Source organism: Pseudomonas sp. LBUM1661, assembly GCF_059695925.1.
In genome coordinates, this window is record NZ_CP166794.1 from 4,066,801 (window position 1) to 4,086,205 (window position 19,405).

Here is a 19,405-nt window from a genome sequence, read left to right on the forward strand (position 1 = left end):
TTTCGAATTCTGGCTGCGTCAGGTTGAGGACAACGTATCTGACGTCCTGTTGTCCTTCAACTGAACAACTGGTGTTTTTGCGCAGAATCTCGTCACAGCCTATCTATATTGTTGTTTTTATTGGATTTTATGATTGATGTCGTTAATGAATTTCAGTTGTTACTGACGGGAACAAGTCTTCTCATGTAGATTAAGAAGACAAGTGAAAGGGATGAACGAGCATGAGTGAAATGAATGTGCAACCCGTGGCGCGGCGACCTCATCTTGCCGAGCACATCGCCCGTTCGTTGAGCGACGAGATCGCCTCCGGACGACTTCGGCCGGGAGACCGTTTGCCGACCGAACAGTTTCTCTCGCAAAACTTCGGCGTCAGCAGGAACGTCGTACGCGAAGGCATCGCGACGCTTCGAGCGCAAGGGCTGATCCAGTCACGCCAGGGCGTGGGCGTGTTTGTCTCGGCATCCCCACAAGCGTCGCACCCTGTACCGCGCGAGAGTGCGCCCGTGCTGGACGGTGACAACACGATCCGCAACATGTTCGAAGTGCGGGCTGTACTGGAAAGCCAGGCCGCCGCGCTTACGGCGTCGAATATGACGCCCGGCAAGCTGAAAACGATTCAGGCGGCGGTCCTGCGAATGCAATACGAAGGCGAACCGACGCTGGAGACTGTCAACGCCGACCTCGACTTTCATCGAGCCGTGGCCGCGGCATCAGGCAACGACTACCTCGAGGCGATGATTCGCACGGTGCTGGAGCCGATGCGGGCACTGATCACCATGACCTTTGCGCGACGAGGCCCGGTGTTCAGCAATATTCCCCATGCGGCGCGGGGGGAGCATGAAGAACTCGTGCAGGCGTTCATCGACCGAAATGCAGCGGCGGCGCGTCAGATCATGGGGCAGCATATCGTTAGCGCAGCGTCACGATTCGGCTACGAGATTAAATTTTTCTAACGTCGTCAGCCGTACGGCAGTTGTCTCGTTGTCCTACAAGAAAATCTTGCGGAATGAGGGACCAGATCCGCTGCGGCGAGCAGTCTGCCAACGAACCCGTCCGATACGCAGAGGTCAAAGCAGGTGATGACATCGCCAATGATCTGTTTCATTCAAAGGCGAAGCCGGTAATTCACACACTGTAGGGTGCGCCGGATAACTGTCAGTAGGCTCGGATTCTGCCGGGGGGCAGGCGCTGACTGCTGCTCACATCCAATGCTCCCGTATCGGAGTACGAACATGACTCAGTCCTTGCGGTTCTTCCTATCGATCATCCTCGCGACCGCCGCACTGGCGTCGGCGAGTTTCCTGAACAACGCCGGTGCGGCAACCGCCGAGAATCTGGACGCCGACTCTCAGCAAGCGTTGCAAACGCTCTACAAGTCCCATCCATTTGCCGAAACCATGTCGCACAACGCCAAAGCGATCCTGGTCTTCCCGAAAATCATCAAGGCCGGCCTGGTATTTGGTGGTAGCTACGGCGAAGGCGAATTGTTGAAAGGCAAGAAGGTCGAGGGTTATTACAACTCCGTCACCGGCTCATGGGGGCTACAGGCAGGCGCCCAGTCGTACGGCTACGTGGTGTTCCTGATGACCGACAAAGCCGTGAACTACATTCGCGAAACCAAGGGCTGGGAAATCGGCGTCGGCCCGACGGTCGTGGTGGTTGACGAAGGGATCTCGAAGAATCTGTCCAGCTCGACGCTGAAGGACGACGCCTACGCGTTCATCTTCGACCAGCAAGGGTTAATGGCCGGGGTCAGTATCGAAGGCACGAAGATTTCCCTGATCAAGCGCTAAACGGCCGATTGGCCTGGCATCGTGAGGGCGATGGCTGCCAAGGCCCTCGCCCTCACGCTTGCATTCTTTCGGGACACTTGCCGACTTAACGCTAGTGGGCAATGAAGACCTGGCGTTTGCCGGTGGCAGCTTCAGCCGACCTGCTGGAAGAGTTGGCGGATCGCAAGCCTTAGGGCCGGGTTTTCACGGTGCTGAACAGTTTGACCCGTTCATGAATTTCCTGAACGGCCGCCAGTGATCAGTGTTTAGACATCAAGCCATGCAGCACCCCGAACCTCAAGCCCGGCTCGGACGGCGTCATCTGCGAGATGCCAAACACCTTGAACGCCGCCAGCATCAGCACCAGACCACCCGGCAGGATGCTCAGGCGATGGGCTTGCAGGCCGGTCAGTCGCAGCTTTTTGACATGTCCCACTTCCAGCAGTCGCAACGACAAGCGCAACAGGCCGCTGTAGGTGATGCCGGTTTGGCCAAAGTCGTTGAGCCCGTTGGCCTGTAGCACTTTCGCCAGCATCCGTGCCGTTCCTGAAGAGCCGATTGTCTGCTGCCAACCCAGCGCCCGATAACGCCGTGCGACTTTTTCAAACTGCACCGTGGCCACACGTTCAGCTTCCAGGAGTGCCTGGGCGGTGACACTGCCACCGTGAAAATAACGCGCGCCAAAGGTGCCGCTGCCAATGGCAATGCTCTCGGTGACCAGCGGCTTGGCGCCCTGCCCCAGAATCAGTTCGGTGGAGCCGCCGCCGATGTCCACGACCAGTCGCATGCACTCCGTGCCAGGGATCGTATGGGCGACACCGGCGTACACCAATTGGGCCTCTTCCTGGCCAGTAATGACATCGATCCGAAATCCCAGGTGCTGCTCCGCACTGGCCAGGAACAGTTGCGCATTGTCAGCTTCGCGCACGGCACTGGTCGCCACCGCCCGCACTCGCCCCGCCTCAAAGCCGCGTAACTTCTTGCCGAACCGCGCCAGCGCTTGCCAGCCCCGGTCCAGTGCCATTTCATCCAGCGCTCCGCCCTGGAATCCCTCGGCCAAACGGACCGGCTCACGCAGGGTTTTCACTTCCTGAATCACGAACTGGCGGTTTCGTTTGACCGACTGTCCAATCATCATGCGAAACGCATTAGACCCCAGGTCAATGGCCGCAAACAGGGAGGTGTCTCCTTTCATGATGGGGATTCCTGGCTGATGTATCGGCTTGCGGACGGAGTTCCGCTGAGCGGTCAAAACGGTTTGCACGGATGTTGCCATGCCTTTGGTGACACCAAGATGACACCCCGAACATTTGCAGGGCTGTTGCTCGTCACCACTTCGTCACACCTCGCGGCCTAGCATTGGCTTCCACCTTCGTCGGGAGTACTGACCATGCTTTTAACCAACGACACCCTGATGCAACGCATCCATCGCGAGCTGCTCGATCACAGCGACGAAGAACTGGAGCTGGAATTACTGGAGGATGGGCACGACCTCGACGCGCTGTTCGATGAACACGTCGATGACGGCAGTGAGAAGGAAGCCAGAAGACGCTATTTCAGCGAACTGTTTCGCCTGCAAGGCGAACTGGTGAAGCTGCAAAGCTGGGTGGTCAAGACCGGGCACAAAGTGGTGATTTTGTTCGAAGGACGCGATGCGGCGGGCAAAGGTGGCGTGATCAAGCGCATTACCCAGCGGCTCAACCCTCGGGTCTGCCGAGTCGCCGCCCTGCCCGCCCCGAATGACCGCGAGCGCACTCAGTGGTATTTCCAGCGCTACGTCTCGCACCTGCCGGCCGCGGGGGAAATCGTGTTGTTCGACCGTAGCTGGTACAACCGCGCCGGGGTCGAAAAGGTCATGGGGTTTTGCAATGACGATCAGTACGAAGAATTTTTCCGTACGGTGCCAGAGTTCGAGCGGATGCTCGCCCGCTCCGGTATTCAGTTGATCAAATACTGGTTCTCGATTTCCGATCAGGAACAAAACCTGCGCTTTCTCAGCCGCATTCACGATCCGCTCAAGCAATGGAAGCTCAGCCCCATGGACCTGGAGTCCCGTCGGCGCTGGGAAGCCTACACCAAGGCCAAGGAAATCATGCTGGAACGCACCCACATCGACGAAGCGCCATGGTGGGTGGTGCAAGCCGACGACAAGAAAAAAGCCCGACTCAATTGCATCAACCACTTGCTCGGGCAAATGCCTTATGAAGAAGTGGAGCTGCCGGTGATCGAACTGCCGGAGCGCGTGCGCCAGGAAGACTACTCCCGCAGCCCGACGCCGCCAGAACTGATCGTGCCTCAGGTCTACTAAGCCACCAGCTGCAACCCAACCCCGTAGCAGCTGGCGAAGCCTGCGTTCGGCTGCGCAGCAGTCGTAAACCCTGAACACGCGGTTTTCCTGATACACCGCGTTGCCTGATTTGACGCCTGCTTCGCAGCCGAACGCAGGCTGCGCCAGCTGCTACAGGTCGGCAGGGTGCCGTGGATTTATGTCTCACCATCCATCCCTGTGGGAGCGGGCTTGCCCGCGAAAGCGGTGTGTCAGCCAGCGCTAATGCTGAATGTAAGGCCGCCTTCGCGGGCAAGCCCGCTCCCACAGGGTTGTCAGTGTTTTCGTGAGTTGCATTACGGTATTGCTCCGCAGGTTATGCGTTCTCGTTTTTCGATCGGGTGAACGAGTACCGATCGATATCAGTCCTGAGTTGCCAACCCTGGCTGTGCCAATAGCTGGCAGCAGTCGCATTGGTCTTGAACACGTCGAGATGGCATTTGAGTATCCCGTGGTTTTCAAGACTCGACAGACAACGCTCAACCAGCGCATTGGCGATGCCTTGCCGCCGATAGTCAGGCAGCACGACCAGGTGCTGCAAATAGCCTCGGCGGCCGTCGTGGCCAGACATGATGCACCCACAAAGAACGCCTTCGACTTCAGCCACGAAGCTCAATCCAGGGTTGCGTTCCAGGTATGTCGAGGTCGATTCGCGAGAATCTGCATCCCGCAACGAGACGCCAGGCGTTCCCCTGATGAGGTCGATGACTGCATCATAATCGGCCATGGTCATGACGCGGATGTCGTACATTGATTGAACCTGGTTTTGTTGAATGTCAGGCCCGGCAGACTAGCAGAAGCAGCCTTTGGCGGTTCGGCAATGACGTTACCGGCCGGCTGTGGAAGGTTGCGATACAGCCAATCGCAGCCTATGTTCCAAGCGAGGCATTTCCTGCGACTGACACGCGATGACTGAATGCAGGTTGCTGTCCATCCAGAGCAGATTCCCCCCGCGAGGTGACGACATGCCGAACGACTCCCGCCCCGCCGTACTCGAACTGATTGGCAACACGCCGCTGGTGCGCGTCAGCCGTTTCGATACCGGCCCGTGCACACTGTTTCTCAAACTCGAATCGCAAAACCCCGGCGGTTCGATCAAGGACCGCATCGGCCTGGCGATGATTGACGCCGCCGAGCGCGACGGTAGCCTGCGACCCGGCGGCACCATCGTCGAAGCCACCGCCGGCAACACGGGACTGGGCCTGGCACTGGTCGGGCGTGCCAAAGGTTATCGGGTGGTGTTGGTGGTGCCCGACAAGATGTCCACCGAGAAAGTCTTGCACCTCAAGGCAATGGGCGCCGAGGTGCACATCACCCGCTCCGACGTCGGAAAGGGCCATCCCGATTACTACCAAGACGTCGCGGCGCGGTTGGCGCAGGAGATACCCGACGCGTTTTTCGCAGACCAGTTCAACAACCCGGCCAACCCGCTGGCCCACGAGTGCAGCACCGCGCCGGAAATCTGGGCGCAGACTCAGCATGATGTCGATGCCATCGTCGTCGGTGTCGGCTCGGCCGGTACGCTGACCGGGCTGACGCGCTTCTTTCGCCGCGTGCAGCCTGACCTGGTCATGGTCCTGGCCGATCCGGTCGGTTCGGTGATGGCCGAATACAGCCGCAGCGGTACCCTTGGCAAGCCCGGTTCCTGGGCGGTGGAAGGCATCGGCGAAGACTTCATTCCGTCGATTGCCGACCTGTCCAGCGTGCAACACGCCTATTCGATCAGTGACGAGGAAAGCTTCGATCATGCCCGCCAACTGCTGCGCGCCGAGGGTATTCTCGGCGGCTCGTCGACCGGCACCTTGCTGGCGGCAGCGTTGCGCTATTGCCGCGAGCAAACCGAGCCGAAACGCGTGGTCAGCTTCGTCTGCGACACCGGTACCCGCTACCTGTCGAAGGTCTACAACGACCAATGGATGAACGACCAGGGCCTGTTGCAGTACAAACGTTATGGCGATCTGCGCGACCTGATCGCGCGGCGCTTCGAGGATGGCCGGGTAATCAGCGTAGGGCCGGACGACACGCTGCTCACGGCTTTCCAGCGCATGCGGCTGGCGGATGTATCGCAACTGCCGGTGCTGGTTGATAAGCAACGACTGGTCGGCGTGATCGACGAGTCCGATATTTTGCTGGGCGTCCATGAAGACGCTTCGCACTTTCATATGACCGTGGCCAGCGTCATGACCGACAAGTTGCAAACCCTGCCTCCGGGAGCCAGTCTGGCTGAGCTGCAGACGGAGCTCGATCGCGGACTGGTGGCCATCATCGCCGACGCCTCGGGCTTCCACGGCCTGATTACCCGCGTCGACCTGCTCAATCACCTACGGAGATCCCTTGCATGAGTCAGCACGATGAAACTGGCGCTCCCCGCGCCTTCGCCACCCGTGTGATCCACGCCGGACAGGCGCCGGACCCCACCACCGGGGCGCTGATGCCGCCGATTTACGCCAACTCCACCTATTTGCAACAAAGCCCCGGCGTGCACAAGGGTTTCGACTACGGGCGTTCGCACAACCCGACGCGCTTTGCGCTGGAGCGCTGCGTCGCCGACCTCGAAAGCGGTACCCAGGCCTTCGCCTTCGCCTCAGGGCTGGCGGCGATCTCGACCATCCTGGAACTGCTCGACGCTGATTCGCACGTCGTCTCCGGCAACGATTTGTACGGCGGTACGTTCCGCCTGTTCGACAAAGTGCGCCGGCGTAGCGCCGGGCATCGCTTCAGCTTCGTCGACCTGACTGACCTCGCCGCCTTCGAAGCCGCGCTGCAGGACGACACGCGGATGGTCTGTGTCGAGACGCCGAGCAATCCATTGCTGCGCCTGACTGACCTGGCCGCCATCGCGCGCATCTGCCGTTCACGCGGCATTATCTGCGTGGCCGACAACACCTTTGCCAGCCCGTGGATCCAGCGCCCGCTGGAACTGGGTTTCGATATCGTGGTGCACTCGACAACCAAATACCTGAACGGTCACTCCGACGTCATCGGCGGTATCGCCGTGGTCGGGCAGAACGCCGAACTGGCCGAGCGCCTGGGTTTCCTGCAAAACGCCGTGGGGGCTATCGCCGGGCCGTTCGACGCATTCCTCACCCTGCGCGGCGTGAAAACCCTGGCACTGCGCATGGAGCGCCATTGCAGCAATGCGCTGGAACTGGCGCAATGGCTGGAGCGTCAGCCGCAGGTGGCGCGTGTCTATTACCCGGGCCTGCCCTCGCACCCGCAGCACGAACTGGCGCGGCAGCAAATGCGCGGTTTCGGCGGAATGATTTCCCTCGACCTCAACAGCGACCTGGCCGGCGCCAAGCGATTCCTCGAGAGTGTGCAGATCTTCGCTTTGGCCGAGAGCCTGGGCGGCGTCGAAAGCCTGATCGAGCACCCGGCGATCATGACCCACGCCACCATCCCTGCCGACACCCGTGCGCAACTCGGCATCGGCGATGCGTTGGTGCGTTTGTCAGTGGGTGTCGAGGACGTCGAAGACCTGCGCGCCGACCTGGCTCAGGCGCTGGCGCGGGTGTAAGTCATGGGTCGACTGCATTAGCAGGAAAAAAAAAGCCCCGCGACCGAATGCGGTGCGGGGCAAAGAATTGGTTGGTTGCGGCCAACCAAAGGAGCTCTGTAAAAAACGTCTACGGGCCGAGGGTCAGATGCATTCCTGTGCGGCGCGTTCAAAACTCGAAGGCAGGAAGTTCGAGGCCAGCAAATGCCGCTCGTAGATGAACACCTTGCCGCCGTTCCCGGCCTTGTAGGCTTCCAGCACGTTATCCGCCGAGACTTTGCTCGGGACCACGATCCGATAGCTGCGCTGGGTCTGCGAAACCGTCGGGTGCAACGCGTTGCCTTGCAGTTTCGGTACGACGCAGTCAGCGTATTGCGCAGGCGTCTTGCTGGTCTGTAAGGTCAGGGTCGGATCGTTCGGTACGGAGGCGCAACCGGCGAGCAGCAACGGGGCAAACGCCATGGCAGGCACGATCAAAGAGCGCATCGGTCTCATCCTGAAAATAAAAGATTCGGTTAACACGCTGGAAAACTTCTTGAGTCGCGTGTTCGATGGAGGCTATTTTCCGACGATCGCCGATAAAGCAGAACTTGCGTTTAGTGATGGTCACTATTACTTCTAGCAATAGTTGCGCGTCGTGCAGACGCAAGCACACGCCATCACCACTGGAATAGATTGATGAGGATCGCTACTTGAGAACTTTTGACCTGATCCGCGATGCGGTTTTGCCCGACTTCCGTGACCGGGTGGCCGAGTACCTGACCCAGTACGAAACCATCCTGTTGGACGAAAACGCACCCGACCCGGAGCTGGCGCGGGACACCGCCAATCAGTTGCGCGGGTATTTGCGCGGGTTGAACACCACGCGGGTGTTGGGCATGGCGGACTGGGAGGAACTGGATCGCAGAGTGGTGAATACCTGGCTTTAGTGCCCCGACTCAAACCAACAGTTCGGTGATCCACCGGGCCTGCCGGGCGATGTCCTGCACCTTCTCTTCGGGCACAGCCTGCCGCGCACGGGCGAACTGGCTCAGGGTCTTGTGTTTCTCACGCAATATGCGCTGCCACTTGAGCAGGAAAGCCGGGTTGCGTGCCTGCATCTGCAACGGGCCGAAGTACAGCTCCTCGGCGGTGTACATCACCGGCCCGATGCGCTCGGCGACGATGATTTCGTAGTCGAAGCGGTTTTCCCGCAGCAGTTCCTCGCAGAGGATGTGGTATTCATTTTCCATCAGCCATTGGCGCAGTGGCTGCTCGCCGCCGTTGGGTTGCAGGATCAGGCGCTCCTGGCCACTCAAACACGCCTTGCCGCTGTCGAGGATGTCGCGGATCGTCTCGCCGCCCATGCCGCAGATGCTGATCGCCGTGATCCGGTCTCCCGGCGCGATTGCCGCCAGGCCATTGGCCAGGCGCACGTTGATCCGCTCGTCGAAACCATTCTCGCGCACGGTGCGTTCGGCCGAGCGAAACGGCGTCAATGCCACCTCGCCGGCCACCGCCGCCGCGATAACGCCACGGCGCATCAATGCCACCGGCAAATAGCCGTGATCCGAGCCGATATCGGCCAGGCGCGCACCGGCTGGCACATGCGCCGCGACGCGCTCCAGGCGCATGGACAATGTCTGTTCGTTCAACTACAGCCCCTTCTGACCACGGACGTCCGGCACCTTTTGCCCGGATCGGGGCGCGATTCTGTCGGGCAACGCCGCGCATTTCAAATTTATACGACCGGAGCCACGGTTCGCCCCGTATTCAGGCGGACTAAAGCGAACCCAGCCACGGGGATCTGGCTGCAGATTTAAGCTGATATCATTCAAGCATTTACAAGCTGAGTAGAACGATATGAATCGCCGTAAAAAAATACAGCAGTTATTAAAGGCTCACGCCAAAAAGGCGAGTGCCAAATTGGCCCCGGCAAACAAGTCTAAATACATCAGTAAGGCTGACCGATTGAAGCTGGAGGCTGAAACCAACACCGCTGCGCCCGAAACGGATGTTCCGGTGGTCAACGAGGTTTGAACGCTGCTATGACACCCAATGGGCTCAGTCCTGTTCCAGCATGCGCTGGCTGACAATCACGTCGACCAGCGCTTGGCGATCCTCACACCAGGGTTGGGGCCTGTTCACCAAGGTCGACCCGCTCAGCATCAAGCAACACGTCCAGCGTCGTGAGAAACAGGTCATGACTCAGAATACCGGTGCAAACGGTGGACAGGATCGGGCTCCCGGCCTCGTCTTTAATAGTGACCTTCTCACTCCACGTATTCATATCGACTGAACGCAGGCTCGACACCGGGACTTTGCGCCCCTCAACGTCCAGAAATTCGCTAGTCAGGATGATTGTCTGGGTGGTGACATTCAAGAAATCCCCCGAGAGCCGTTTGCGCCAGACCTGCCCGGTCGGCACAAATCTGAAACTCACCGCACCGCCAGACTCAAGCCGTTCCACCACGAGTGGCAGACGCGCACGCACGTGCAACTCGCGCACCATTTGCTGAAAATCCTGAAAGCCCTTGAGGGACTCGATGACGCGATGAAAGGGCTCACGTTCATTCCGTCGATAAGCCAGATTGGTAATCAAGCCAGTGAAGCCGGTCTGCCCTGAGCCGAACAGATACAGGTCTTCGATTTCAGTGAATGCCGTGTAGTTCTGACCCGCTGCGTTGATCGCGACGATGCCGTGCTCGTACACCTCATAATGGGTTCCGCGCAGCTTCTTCTGCCAGAAATGAATGCCGAACAGAACGGCGGAAATAATCGCCAGCAGGCCCGCGACGGCATAGATCAGCAACAGCGGGCTGGACTCATGGTTGTTCGTGCCGCTGCTGCCTGACGGCAGAAGCGTCCCCAGGTACACCACAAAACCTGCCAGGCCCAACATGAGGATGGCGAACAACAGCGTGAACAAAAGGAAACCTTTGCCATGGTGGAAGGTTTTGATCAGTTCTCCCGTCACCGATGGAGCGGGCTTAGAGGATGGCTGCATAGTGGGTTACTTCCTTGATAATTGATTAAGTACACGGCAGCAAATCGCTGCCTGCGATTGCACTGTGACGTCCCTATTAACATTCACATGCAGCGGGTCTGATTCAAGCCATTGATGACAGAATCAAACGACTGTGCAAAAAACTTGGCGTCTTGTTGGATGGGATTACTTATTTTCCAACTCATCTGACGTTGCTCGTTGTATTGATATTTACCGCTTCTGGCCGCGCTGATGGCTTCCCGGCCCTTGCCGACAAATCGGTTCATATCACTCAGCAAGACGCTGCATTTGAGAACAGGTGTTTGAGCTTTGGCCTGCTTGTCCCAGCCCTCGATCATTTGGGCAGTTTTATTCAGGCTTTCTTCGAAGGGTTTCGCAGTGACTTCCGTTCCCGCTGACTTGAAAAAATCATTCGACAGCCGTACGGACTGCTTGGCGTTGAGCACGATGCCTGCGCGGTAATAGGCCAAGCTGTCTTTTTCGGCGCTTTCAAAGGCCTCTTGGGTATTGATCTCGTCGCGCTTGCTGATGCCTTCATAAAATGTCGCCTGTTCCACAGCGACATCCTGCAACGCCGCCTCTAGCGAGGGCTCCATTTCCCGGGCCTTTTTACCGTCATCGGCCAGGTAGCCCTTGGAGTTGGCATAATTGACCAGTTCCGCGTGAATAGGCTGTAACTTCGCCAACGCCACCAGCATGCCTTTCGCAGGCGCATCCAACTCTGGCATTGGATGCGAAAGAGCCAATGCCTTGTTTAGATTGTCTTGCAAGAGGGTGATGTCATAACCACTGAACATGTAATAGCTGTCCAGTTTCTTTTTCGACGTGAGCATGGCCGAATACTTCGTCCGGCGTTCTTCCAGTATGGCGCCGAAATCCCCGCCGCTATTCGCAGCATCAACATAAATATTGAATTTTTCCATTTCAGCCTGGGCCGAACTTTTCTCCTCGATGACGCCCTGATTGTTTGCCGCTGCTTGCCTGGGTTTGTCAGCATTGTCACAGCCGCTGAGCAAGATCCCCATCGAGACCAGAACCGCTACCCATAGATTTCTTGTATCCATGTTACTTCTCCCTCTTCCATGACGTTCTGAGATTCGAACGGGCAAATGATGGACTCGCAAACCACGCGGGAGTTCAAGCACTGCATTTCCTTGGGCATCGATGAACCCCGCTCACCTGCTGGCTGTGTAGAATCTCCTTCTTGATCGCTTCGGAGACCACCATGCTTCGCGTATTTGAACAAAGACTCGACCCCTTCCCGCCCGACGAGGTACCACCGCCACCCGACGGCCTGGCTCGGTTCCTTTGGGCGTGCACACGGGGCGCGCGCGGCTATATTCTGGCGTTTGCGCTACTGAGTGCTGGTGTGTCGATCTACGAAGCCTGGCTGTTTTCTTTCCTCGGTCAGGTCGTGGATCTGCTCTCGACCTGGAAGGCCGGTGGTGATGCGGCCGCGCAGGAAAGTCGCGTGCTGTGGGGCATGGGCTTCGTCATGCTGACCAGCATCGGGCTGGTGGCGCTGCGGACCATGGTGCAGCACCAGATATTGGCGATCAATCTGCCGTTGCGGCTGCGTTGGGATTTCCACCGCCTGATGCTGCGGCAAAGCCTTTCGTTCTTTTCCGATGAGTTCTCCGGCCGGGTCACCACCAAAGTGATGCAGACGGCGCTGGCCGTGCGCGACGTGCTGTTCACCCTGATCGAAATCGCACCCGGCATCGGGGTGTATTTCATCGCGATCATCGCACTGGCCGGCGGCTTCGCCCTGAAACTGATGCTGCCTTTCATAGCCTGGATCGTGTTGTTCGGGCTGGCCATGCTCTACTTCGTGCCCCGCTTGGGGAAGGTCGGACAGGAACAGGCCCATGCGCGCTCCTCAATGACCGGACGTATCTCGGACGCCTACACCAACATCACGACAGTGAAACTGTTCTCCCATTCCAATCGTGAAGCGCACTTCGCGCGCGCGGCCATGGAGGATTTCAAGCAAACCGGCTTTCGCCAGATGCGCCTGGTCAGCCAATTCGAGATCGTCAACCAAGCGTTGGTGGTGGCGCTGATCATGGCAGCAGGCGGTTATGCACTTTGGCTGTGGCACCTGGGCGAAGTCGGCACGGGTGCCGTGGTGGCGATTACCGCCATGGCGTTGCGCATCAACGGCATGTCGCATTGGATCATGTGGCAAATGACCTCGTTGTTCGAGAGCATCGGCACCGTGCAGGATGGCATGGCCACCCTTACCCGCGGCCCCAAGGTGCAGGATGCGCCGGACGCGGGCGTGTTGGTGACCTCCGGCGGAGCGGTCACCTTCGACAACGTGAGCTTCAACTACAATGGCGAACGCCAAGTGCTCGATGGCCTGAGCCTGAACATTCGCCCGGGCGAGAAAATCGGCCTGGTAGGCCGTTCCGGCGCGGGCAAATCCACGCTCATCAACTTGCTGCTGCGCTTCTATGATGTCGACAGCGGGCAGATTCGCATCGACGGGCAAGACATTGCGCACGTGACACAAGACAGCCTGCGCAGCGCCATCGGCATGGTCACCCAGGATACGTCCCTGCTGCACCGTTCCATTCGCGACAACATCGCCTATGGCCGACCCGATGCAAGCGATGCACAAATCCGCAGTGCCGCGGCCAGTGCCCAGGCCGATGAGTTCATCAGCCAATTGAGCGACCGGCAAGGTCATAGCGGATACGACACCTTGGTGGGCGAGCGCGGCATCAAGCTGTCGGGCGGCCAGCGCCAGCGCGTCGCGATTGCCCGGGTGATGCTCAAGAACGCCCCGATCCTGCTACTTGACGAGGCGACCAGCGCACTGGACTCGGAAGTCGAAGTGGCCATTCAGGAAAGCCTCGATGACATGATGCAGGGCAAAACCGTCATCGCCATCGCCCATCGGCTGTCCACGATTGCGGCGATGGATCGACTGATTGTCATGAATGATGGACGCATCGTCGAACAGGGCACGCACAGCGAATTGCTTGCCAGGAACGGCATCTATGCGCGGCTGTGGCACCATCAGAGTGGCGGGTTCCTGGGTGAGGACCAGGGGCTGACCGAGGCGATGGATCAGGTTTGAGCGTAAACGGCCCGGGCTTTGGGCCGATGACCGCCCTGGGTGACGGGCAGTTATCGGCCAAAGGCAGATACACTGGGTAGTACGGGGCAATGGTGTTTTTGGCGAATGGCGTTTTGAAGCAACGCAGTAGGTCGCGCTGATACATTCGCCCTTTTTCAGGAGGGAAAAATCATGCGAAGGATTATCGCAACGGGGGCGCTCTTGCTGGCCTTGGGCGGGTGCGCAACATCACCTATGCGGGTTTCTGAAGCGCGGCCAGTGCCGGCCAATGAGCTATACGCGATCAAAAGCCAGGGCACGCAAGAGTCGGGACGCCTGACCATTTTCCGTGATGACGGGTTTGTCGGTTCGGGATGTGACGTCGTGTTCTACATTGACGGTCAGCGCGCCGCCAAGATAGGTCCAGGTCAAAAGGCATCTTTCGTTTTGCCTGCCGGTGAAGTGAACCTCGGCTCCGGGCTCGCCGAGTCGGGGTTATGTGCGGGTGTCGCGATCAAAACGGTTGCGGCCAACATCAAGCCAAGGAAAGAAGTGATTTATCGAATCAACTGGGATACGCAGGGTTTCTATTTAGGTCCCTACGTTGAATCTGACGGCAAAAGGTAGCAGATATGGTTGTCAGTAAATCCGTCCCCTTTGCTTACTGCCTTCAGCCCATAGCTGCCGGACAGCAGCGGCAAAATTCGGCCAAAAGCAGGCCGTGGATGGAGCGATCGAAATTGAGAGCTAAGCTCCTTCTATTGTCGGGCTTATTGAGCCGATTGGGCTTTGCGCCCCTGGCTATCCAGCAACCCCGCAGAGCGACCATCACACCACTGCGGTTTATTCAGCGTTAGCCCTTCACAACAGCCTCGGAGGGGAGCCAATGAAACAGATCGTAATGCTCATCGCGATTGCTTTGCTGACCACTGCTTGTCAGAGCACGAATGATGACGGCATCACCCGAATTGACAATTGTGTCTGCTATAAGTCCTCCGAAGGACAACAATTGCAATCATCGCAAATGGCCTGGAAAGACCCCGAAACCTTGCAGAAAGAATTCTCACATTGCATTTGCCGAGCCTTGATTGACCTGAAGAAGGCCGATGATCCCGGTAAGTATTTCGTGCCCGGAACTGACATTAGAACGGAGCTGAAATAAGTAAGTGTTGTGGTCTTCGTGCAGTCGAAATGGGCCGATCCGAGCGGATTAATCGACGACCTTTATCCGCGTCAGCCCTACTCGTTCAGCCTGCGCTAAAATTTCCTCCGGCGTCGCGTCCGCAGAGGGCATGATCAGGCTGTTTTCGGCATCCCCATAGTGCAGCTGTAGCAAGTGCATCGCCGCCTCATGGACAGGCAGCTGAGGCTGATCGAGTTCGAACAGGTGCGCGCGAGGTTCGCCGTTGAACAGGTATTCCAGGGTGTAGTTCGTCACGGTGGGTTCCTCGTATTAAGAAGTGCAAACAACTTTCTGGAGTCGTTACTGCGAATCCACTCGCCCTGATCGAACACTGGGTTGAGCGAGAAAAACTGACACCGGGAAGGATAGAGGCTCGCGCGCTTGCCCGCTGCTGTCACTCTCTTCGCTAAAGGTTTTACTGGTTAAGCCGATTCAAATGGGCTTGATACTCAGAAACCGACGAAGGACCGTCCATGAACGCCCCTCTTGAACACGAAAATTCAGTTTCCCCGATAGTTCTTAGTCGCCGAGTACAACGGATCACTGTCTCGGCCACATCGCAATAACTTCAACACTTCGATAACCCAATAAAGTACGCGCCCGCTATCGTGATGAATTCCGTGCGCGCCAAGGAGATGTTTGCTGTGAGTTTACTCTTTCGCCTCGCGGGCGCCGTTTTCGCTGTGACCCTGACGGGTTGTGCCCTGCAAGGCAACGGGATGGCCGATTACTATAAGCAGGTCGCTGCCGAACGCCAGGTACAAAATCAGGCGATGGCGTCCCGTGTACAAACCCAGCCGTTGCCGTTGGATACCACTATCAAGCTCGGCCAAACTGCCGTGGTGACGGTGAATGTTCCGGCTGAAGGCTCCGAGCCAGCCACCCAGGCCCGTCTTTTCGCTGGCTGCGATTCGGCGCAATTAGCGGTTGAGTATCGACGCGCAAAGGACTGGAGCAGTGCCTATGTCCTGCCGGCAGACCCGGCGCGAAACATGAACCAACAGTTGTGCCAAGCGGTCCGGGACAGCAGTTGGAGGCAGCTTCCCGGCGACAGCGAAGATGTTTTGTTGCTAGACCCGGGCACCCTGGGCACGACGAACGCTCGACGTGCGATATGGGCGGGCATCGACTACGGCCGCATCCGCCTGGATGAAAACGAAGGGAAGCCCTACGACCGACAGCTGGAACGTGTCGAGATCGACTGCACTACCCACCAGGCCAGCACCCGCTTGGCTTATCGTTTAAATGGCCAGACTCTGCTCCCGCCGCCCGCTCAGCCGATTGACAGTGCATTGGACAAAGAGCAACGCGTCCGGCTGATGGGTGCCGTGTGCGCCGAGCCCGTCAACCTGGCGCAACTCGCCACGCCCGTATCCCGGAAAAAATCACCACCGAACATGCTGACGCCAGAGGTTCCGGCACCCCTGCTGGCAGAGGTAAGCGCACTGCCTCAGGGGCAACCGACCCACACGCTCAGCCATTTGCAATTCACGTACAACGCCTCATCCCCAATGGTGCCTCACGCCTTGATCAACGACAGCCCACTGGACCTTTATCTGCAACCTGGCCCGGCCCGCGGCTTATGGCGTCAGCAGGCGACGGGCGCCTTGGGCAGCAGCCAGCGTGTGAGCATCCGCTGGCGCGGGTTGATCGAACTTGCCGCGACGAGCAGCACTCAGCGCTCGGACAAAACCGGCCAGGCAAGCACGCTCACACACATCGAACTGGATGGCGATTGGCAAACCGTCAAGCCTGGCAGCGACATCGCCTACAGCAAAAGCTTTACGACCAGCACTGGCAAACCATTCGAGCAAGATTTTGAATGCTCGGTGGGTGAATCCTTTCCTGCCGCACAAAAAGTCGCCTCGCTGCAAGGAATGGCGCGCAATGTAACTTGCGCCGCAGACACCGGGCTGAAGACAAAAAATGTCTACCTCTACCTGGAGACCTATGACCTGTTCGTGGAAACCGCCGATTCATCCATGCTCTTGGTCCAGGTCAACACGCTTAAAGCGGCGGAATAGCGCGTAATTCCCCAGCGGGCCCGCCACCATCCTGACGGTTGAACACCGTCCTGATAGGGAAGCGGGTCAGCGGTAGGTTTTCGAACGATTCTTGCTTGCTCATTCGTGTCTCCGCTTGCTTTTTATCGTTGTGGGATCCGGCGTGGGCGCCAGGCATTTTTGCTTATTCTCCAGCCTTCCCAGCCGATAGTTTTACGACAGCCTCGCAAGGAAGAAGCCGATGAACCTCACCCATTTCCTTCGCGTGGTTTACCCCCCAATCGTACAGACTGTTAAGTAAGGGTTCGAGACTCATGCCCAGAGGGGTTAAAGCATAATCAATTCTTTGTGGTTCTTCTGCAAAGAAAAGCCGATACACGAGACCATGACTTTCAAGTGCTCTAAGTTGACCAATTAGCACTTTTTGCGAAATACCCTGGATATTATTTTCGAGAAAGCAGATACGCTGCGGCCCTTCTAACAGCACATAAATAATGACCGCCTTCCATCGCCCTGAGACAACGCTCAATGCTCTTTCAATCGGCAAACCGGGCAGATGCTTCGTGACGTGCATGCTTACACACCTATTTGTCTGTGGAACGGAGTTTTAATCAACGGCTACCCTGCCTGGACTTCTTTCAGCAACGGGATAATCACATGGTTAACTTACTCTCTCCTCATACACTTGGCGGCAACATCCGTCTGAAAAACCGTGTCGTGATGGCACCGATGACCCGCGCGAGGACATCCGAAGGTGACGTTCCGACGGCACTGATGGCTCAGTACTATGGCCAGCGTGCCAGTGCCGGGTTGATCATAACTGAAGCGGCCGACGTTTCCCCACACAGCAAGGGTTACGCTCGGACGCCCGGCCTCTATTCGCAGGCCCAGATACAAGGTTGGCGCAGGGTGACCGATGAGGTGCACCGCCGTGCTGGCCGGATCTTCGCCCAGCTGTGGCACGTAGGCCGAATGGCCCATACATCGCTGATGCCCAATGGCGAAGCGCCTTGGGGCGTTACTGATGAGGCGGCGAGCGAATCCGATGTTTTTGCTTACGATGCTGAAGGTAAGGCCACATTTGTCCGGGCAAGCCAGCCACGACAAATGACCCTCGAAGACGTGTCGCATGTGGTGAATGAGTTCGCTCAAGCCGCTAAAAACGCGGATGCCGTCGGATTCGATGGCGTGGAAATTCATGGGGCCAACGGATACCTTGTCGATCAGTTTACTAACTCGACCCTCAATACACGTACGGATTGCTACGGTGGGCAGACACTGGAATCGAGAACACGTTTTCTGCTTGAGGTGGTGGACGCCGCTGCAGCTGTATTGGGACCGGATCGGGTAGGTGTTCGATTGTCGCCATTCGGGCGATTTAACAGCATGCCCGAAGATCCCAACGTGGAAGAAACCTTGCTTTATCTCTGCGCGCAGCTGGACAGGAGAAATATTGCCTATGTGCATTTGGTTTATCAGTTAATGCCGGCAGGCAATATGAATTCCAGCGATTTTAATCAACATCATTTAAGTGATGCTCTGGTTCAAAAAATTCGGTCTATCTATAAGGGTACGATTATCTGGTGTGGGGGGTTTGATAAAGTTTCCGGGAAAGCGGCTTTGGACACCTGGAATGTTGACCTGATCGCATTTGGGCGGCCTTTTGTTGGCAATCCCGATCTGGTGGAACGTTTCCAGAACAACTGGCCCGTGATAGAGGCTGATCCGTCGAGTTATTACACTAGGAATGGTGAAGTTGGATATACCGATTTTCCTGGCTATGAATCACTATAAGTTGGTTGATATCGGTTTTTCTCGATGGAGTGTTTATCCGTTTCCTCGGTAACGGCTGCTATTGGTTCCGCTTTCACAGCGAGTCACTCGACCTGGCCCCCTGTAGGAGCGAGTTTGCTCGCGAAGGAAACGTCAACGATGATGCGTTTTAACAGGATAAACGCGGCGCCTATGGGTTCATCGCGAGCAAGCTCATTCCCTCATTAAGTCTTTGTGCGTTTACGTCGCGCTTGTTCATCCTCCGCCAGTGCCTGACGAACGAGCGCCCGCGCTGCCCAGGCGGCAGTGTTGAGTGATTCTTCGATGCTCGCACCACCGATATCGCGCACGGCGATCAATGCCTCGGTACCCATGACGATCGACAGCGCCTGCTTCAAGCGTTTGCGCGCCCGCGGTGAAAGCACGTCCTTGAGCGAGTCGACAATCGGCTCAATGTAGCTCAAGCGACGGCCCGGCCTCAGGGGCTCATGGGCGTCACTGTCGAGCCACACCGTCATGAACGAACGTTCCATCACGTGCAGGCCGATTTCGTCTTCGATCAGAAGCTTGTTCAACGCGTTTGCCGCCAGGCCAATACCCTTTACCGGGTCGTCGCCCGGCCGCCAGATGCGCTCAAGCGGTGTCATCTCACGATCGGCCGCCGTCTCGCTGATCAACGCCTCGGTCGAGGGAAAATAGCGATACGCCGTGGCACGCGAGACCGGCGAATCGCGCCTGTCATAACGCAGTAAACCAGCAGAAGCGTTGGGGCAGTATATCGGTGCGGGGTGATCTGCCCCGC

General features: G+C 57.8%; 20 protein-coding genes and 1 pseudogene. 12 read left to right on the forward strand and 9 right to left on the reverse strand.

Translation table 11 applies throughout. The annotated features are described in order from the left end of the window. Nucleotides 1–221 precede the first annotated feature (221 nt). On the forward strand, nucleotides 222–953 hold the full coding sequence (locus tag ACA057_RS18570; protein ID WP_497341165.1) for a FadR/GntR family transcriptional regulator: 732 nt from the start codon (nucleotides 222–224) through the stop codon (nucleotides 951–953). A 279-nt stretch (nucleotides 954–1,232) separates the two neighbouring features. Further along, a complete protein-coding gene (locus ACA057_RS18575; RefSeq protein WP_497341167.1) occupies nucleotides 1,233–1,793 on the forward strand; it encodes a lipid-binding SYLF domain-containing protein in 561 nt (186 codons plus the stop codon). Between the two features lie 238 nt (nucleotides 1,794–2,031). On the opposite strand, the gene ACA057_RS18580 is transcribed toward ACA057_RS18575, so the two are convergent. Then, nucleotides 2,032–2,967, reverse strand: coding sequence for a Ppx/GppA phosphatase family protein (locus tag ACA057_RS18580; protein WP_497341169.1), 936 nt, complete (start codon nucleotides 2,965–2,967; stop codon nucleotides 2,032–2,034). 219 nt (nucleotides 2,968–3,186) lie between these two features. Between ACA057_RS18580 and ppk2 the strand changes: the two genes are divergently transcribed. After that, the gene (gene ppk2 / locus ACA057_RS18585) at nucleotides 3,187–4,080 is read left to right on the forward strand and encodes a polyphosphate kinase 2 (RefSeq protein WP_497349952.1); all 894 of its coding nucleotides are present in this window, start codon (nucleotides 3,187–3,189) and stop codon (nucleotides 4,078–4,080) included. A gap of 334 nt (nucleotides 4,081–4,414) precedes the next feature. Here the strand turns inward: ppk2 and ACA057_RS18590 are convergent, their stop codons facing one another. Then, nucleotides 4,415–4,849 carry a GNAT family N-acetyltransferase gene (locus ACA057_RS18590; protein ID WP_497341171.1) on the reverse strand — a complete coding sequence of 145 codons (435 nt, stop codon included), beginning with the start codon at nucleotides 4,847–4,849 and terminating at the stop codon, nucleotides 4,415–4,417. Between the two features lie 214 nt (nucleotides 4,850–5,063). Here ACA057_RS18590 and ACA057_RS18595 point away from each other — a divergent pair, with 214 nt between their 5' ends. Next, nucleotides 5,064–6,440, forward strand: a complete 1,377-nt coding sequence (locus tag ACA057_RS18595) for a pyridoxal-phosphate dependent enzyme (protein WP_497341173.1) — start codon at nucleotides 5,064–5,066, stop codon at nucleotides 6,438–6,440. Next, on the forward strand, nucleotides 6,437–7,615 hold the full coding sequence (locus ACA057_RS18600) for a trans-sulfuration enzyme family protein (protein ID WP_497341175.1): 1,179 nt from the start codon (nucleotides 6,437–6,439) through the stop codon (nucleotides 7,613–7,615). The genes ACA057_RS18595 and ACA057_RS18600 overlap by 4 nt, the downstream gene beginning before the upstream one ends. A gap of 123 nt (nucleotides 7,616–7,738) precedes the next feature. Here ACA057_RS18600 and ACA057_RS18605 read toward each other — a convergent pair whose 3' ends face one another. After that, nucleotides 7,739–8,080 (reverse strand): hypothetical protein, encoded by a 342-nt coding sequence (locus ACA057_RS18605; RefSeq protein WP_497341177.1) that lies wholly within the window; start codon nucleotides 8,078–8,080, stop codon nucleotides 7,739–7,741. Nucleotides 8,081–8,286: 206 nt separating this feature from the next. Here ACA057_RS18605 and ACA057_RS18610 point away from each other — a divergent pair, with 206 nt between their 5' ends. Then, nucleotides 8,287–8,523, forward strand: a complete 237-nt coding sequence (locus ACA057_RS18610) for a hypothetical protein (RefSeq protein ID WP_497341179.1) — start codon at nucleotides 8,287–8,289, stop codon at nucleotides 8,521–8,523. A gap of 9 nt (nucleotides 8,524–8,532) precedes the next feature. On the opposite strand, the gene ACA057_RS18615 is transcribed toward ACA057_RS18610, so the two are convergent. Then, nucleotides 8,533–9,228 (reverse strand): tRNA (adenine(22)-N(1))-methyltransferase, encoded by a 696-nt coding sequence (locus tag ACA057_RS18615; RefSeq protein ID WP_497341181.1) that lies wholly within the window; start codon nucleotides 9,226–9,228, stop codon nucleotides 8,533–8,535. Nucleotides 9,229–9,436: 208 nt separating this feature from the next. Between ACA057_RS18615 and ACA057_RS18620 the strand changes: the two genes are divergently transcribed. Continuing rightward, entirely contained in the window at nucleotides 9,437–9,613 is a 177-nt protein-coding gene (locus ACA057_RS18620) for a DUF2986 domain-containing protein (protein ID WP_497341183.1), read from the forward strand. A gap of 82 nt (nucleotides 9,614–9,695) precedes the next feature. Here the strand turns inward: ACA057_RS18620 and ACA057_RS18625 are convergent, their stop codons facing one another. Beyond that, entirely contained in the window at nucleotides 9,696–10,580 is an 885-nt protein-coding gene (locus ACA057_RS18625) for a hypothetical protein (RefSeq protein WP_497341185.1), read from the reverse strand. 83 nt (nucleotides 10,581–10,663) lie between these two features. Further along, entirely contained in the window at nucleotides 10,664–11,644 is a 981-nt protein-coding gene (locus ACA057_RS18630) for a YiiG family protein (protein ID WP_497341187.1), read from the reverse strand. Nucleotides 11,645–11,805: 161 nt separating this feature from the next. On the opposite strand from ACA057_RS18630, the gene ACA057_RS18635 reads away from it, so the two are divergent. From ACA057_RS18635 to ACA057_RS18645, 3 genes are all read left to right on the forward strand, one after another. Further along, nucleotides 11,806–13,665: an ABC transporter ATP-binding protein gene (locus tag ACA057_RS18635; protein ID WP_497341189.1), complete on the forward strand. Its 1,860-nt coding sequence runs from the start codon at nucleotides 11,806–11,808 to the stop codon at nucleotides 13,663–13,665. A gap of 171 nt (nucleotides 13,666–13,836) precedes the next feature. After that, nucleotides 13,837–14,271, forward strand: a complete 435-nt coding sequence (locus ACA057_RS18640) for a hypothetical protein (RefSeq protein WP_497341191.1) — start codon at nucleotides 13,837–13,839, stop codon at nucleotides 14,269–14,271. 259 nt (nucleotides 14,272–14,530) lie between these two features. Further along, nucleotides 14,531–14,806 (forward strand): hypothetical protein, encoded by a 276-nt coding sequence (locus ACA057_RS18645; protein ID WP_497341193.1) that lies wholly within the window; start codon nucleotides 14,531–14,533, stop codon nucleotides 14,804–14,806. 48 nt (nucleotides 14,807–14,854) lie between these two features. On the opposite strand, the gene ACA057_RS18650 is transcribed toward ACA057_RS18645, so the two are convergent. Further along, nucleotides 14,855–15,082 (reverse strand): hypothetical protein, encoded by a 228-nt coding sequence (locus ACA057_RS18650; protein ID WP_497341195.1) that lies wholly within the window; start codon nucleotides 15,080–15,082, stop codon nucleotides 14,855–14,857. 380 nt (nucleotides 15,083–15,462) lie between these two features. Between ACA057_RS18650 and ACA057_RS18655 the strand changes: the two genes are divergently transcribed. Continuing rightward, nucleotides 15,463–16,851 (forward strand): hypothetical protein, encoded by a 1,389-nt coding sequence (locus tag ACA057_RS18655; protein ID WP_497349954.1) that lies wholly within the window; start codon nucleotides 15,463–15,465, stop codon nucleotides 16,849–16,851. A gap of 163 nt (nucleotides 16,852–17,014) precedes the next feature. Here the strand turns inward: ACA057_RS18655 and ACA057_RS18660 are convergent, their stop codons facing one another. Next, nucleotides 17,015–17,404, reverse strand: a complete 390-nt coding sequence (locus ACA057_RS18660; RefSeq protein WP_497341197.1) for a winged helix-turn-helix transcriptional regulator — start codon at nucleotides 17,402–17,404, stop codon at nucleotides 17,015–17,017. Nucleotides 17,405–17,487: 83 nt separating this feature from the next. On the opposite strand from ACA057_RS18660, the gene ACA057_RS18665 reads away from it, so the two are divergent. After that, entirely contained in the window at nucleotides 17,488–18,624 is a 1,137-nt protein-coding gene (locus tag ACA057_RS18665) for an alkene reductase (RefSeq protein WP_497341199.1), read from the forward strand. 203 nt (nucleotides 18,625–18,827) lie between these two features. On the opposite strand, the pseudogene ACA057_RS18670 reads toward ACA057_RS18665, so the two are convergent. After that, nucleotides 18,828–19,325 (reverse strand): annotated as a pseudogene (locus tag ACA057_RS18670) (TetR/AcrR family transcriptional regulator); the annotation flags it as partial. Nucleotides 19,326–19,405: the final 80 nt, after the last annotated feature.

What these genes read in the sequence shown, in the direction of transcription:
- ACA057_RS18570 (WP_497341165.1), top strand. Translation starts at nt 222, where the DNA reads ATGAGTGAAATGAATGTGCAACCCGTGGCGCGGCGACCTCATCTTGCC.
- ACA057_RS18575 (WP_497341167.1), top strand. Translation starts at nt 1,233, where the DNA reads ATGACTCAGTCCTTGCGGTTCTTCCTATCGATCATCCTCGCGACCGCC.
- ACA057_RS18580 (WP_497341169.1), bottom strand. Translation starts at nt 2,967, where the DNA reads ATGAAAGGAGACACCTCCCTGTTTGCGGCCATTGACCTGGGGTCTAAT.
- ppk2 (WP_497349952.1), top strand. Translation starts at nt 3,187, where the DNA reads ATGCAACGCATCCATCGCGAGCTGCTCGATCACAGCGACGAAGAACTG.
- ACA057_RS18590 (WP_497341171.1), bottom strand. Translation starts at nt 4,849, where the DNA reads ATGTACGACATCCGCGTCATGACCATGGCCGATTATGATGCAGTCATC.
- ACA057_RS18595 (WP_497341173.1), top strand. Translation starts at nt 5,064, where the DNA reads ATGCCGAACGACTCCCGCCCCGCCGTACTCGAACTGATTGGCAACACG.
- ACA057_RS18600 (WP_497341175.1), top strand. Translation starts at nt 6,437, where the DNA reads ATGAGTCAGCACGATGAAACTGGCGCTCCCCGCGCCTTCGCCACCCGT.
- ACA057_RS18605 (WP_497341177.1), bottom strand. Translation starts at nt 8,080, where the DNA reads ATGCGCTCTTTGATCGTGCCTGCCATGGCGTTTGCCCCGTTGCTGCTC.
- ACA057_RS18620 (WP_497341183.1), top strand. Translation starts at nt 9,437, where the DNA reads ATGAATCGCCGTAAAAAAATACAGCAGTTATTAAAGGCTCACGCCAAA.
- ACA057_RS18625 (WP_497341185.1), bottom strand. Translation starts at nt 10,580, where the DNA reads ATGCAGCCATCCTCTAAGCCCGCTCCATCGGTGACGGGAGAACTGATC.
- ACA057_RS18630 (WP_497341187.1), bottom strand. Translation starts at nt 11,644, where the DNA reads ATGGATACAAGAAATCTATGGGTAGCGGTTCTGGTCTCGATGGGGATC.
- ACA057_RS18635 (WP_497341189.1), top strand. Translation starts at nt 11,806, where the DNA reads ATGCTTCGCGTATTTGAACAAAGACTCGACCCCTTCCCGCCCGACGAG.
- ACA057_RS18640 (WP_497341191.1), top strand. Translation starts at nt 13,837, where the DNA reads ATGCGAAGGATTATCGCAACGGGGGCGCTCTTGCTGGCCTTGGGCGGG.
- ACA057_RS18645 (WP_497341193.1), top strand. Translation starts at nt 14,531, where the DNA reads ATGAAACAGATCGTAATGCTCATCGCGATTGCTTTGCTGACCACTGCT.
- ACA057_RS18655 (WP_497349954.1), top strand. Translation starts at nt 15,463, where the DNA reads ATGTTTGCTGTGAGTTTACTCTTTCGCCTCGCGGGCGCCGTTTTCGCT.
- ACA057_RS18660 (WP_497341197.1), bottom strand. Translation starts at nt 17,404, where the DNA reads ATGCACGTCACGAAGCATCTGCCCGGTTTGCCGATTGAAAGAGCATTG.
- ACA057_RS18665 (WP_497341199.1), top strand. Translation starts at nt 17,488, where the DNA reads ATGGTTAACTTACTCTCTCCTCATACACTTGGCGGCAACATCCGTCTG.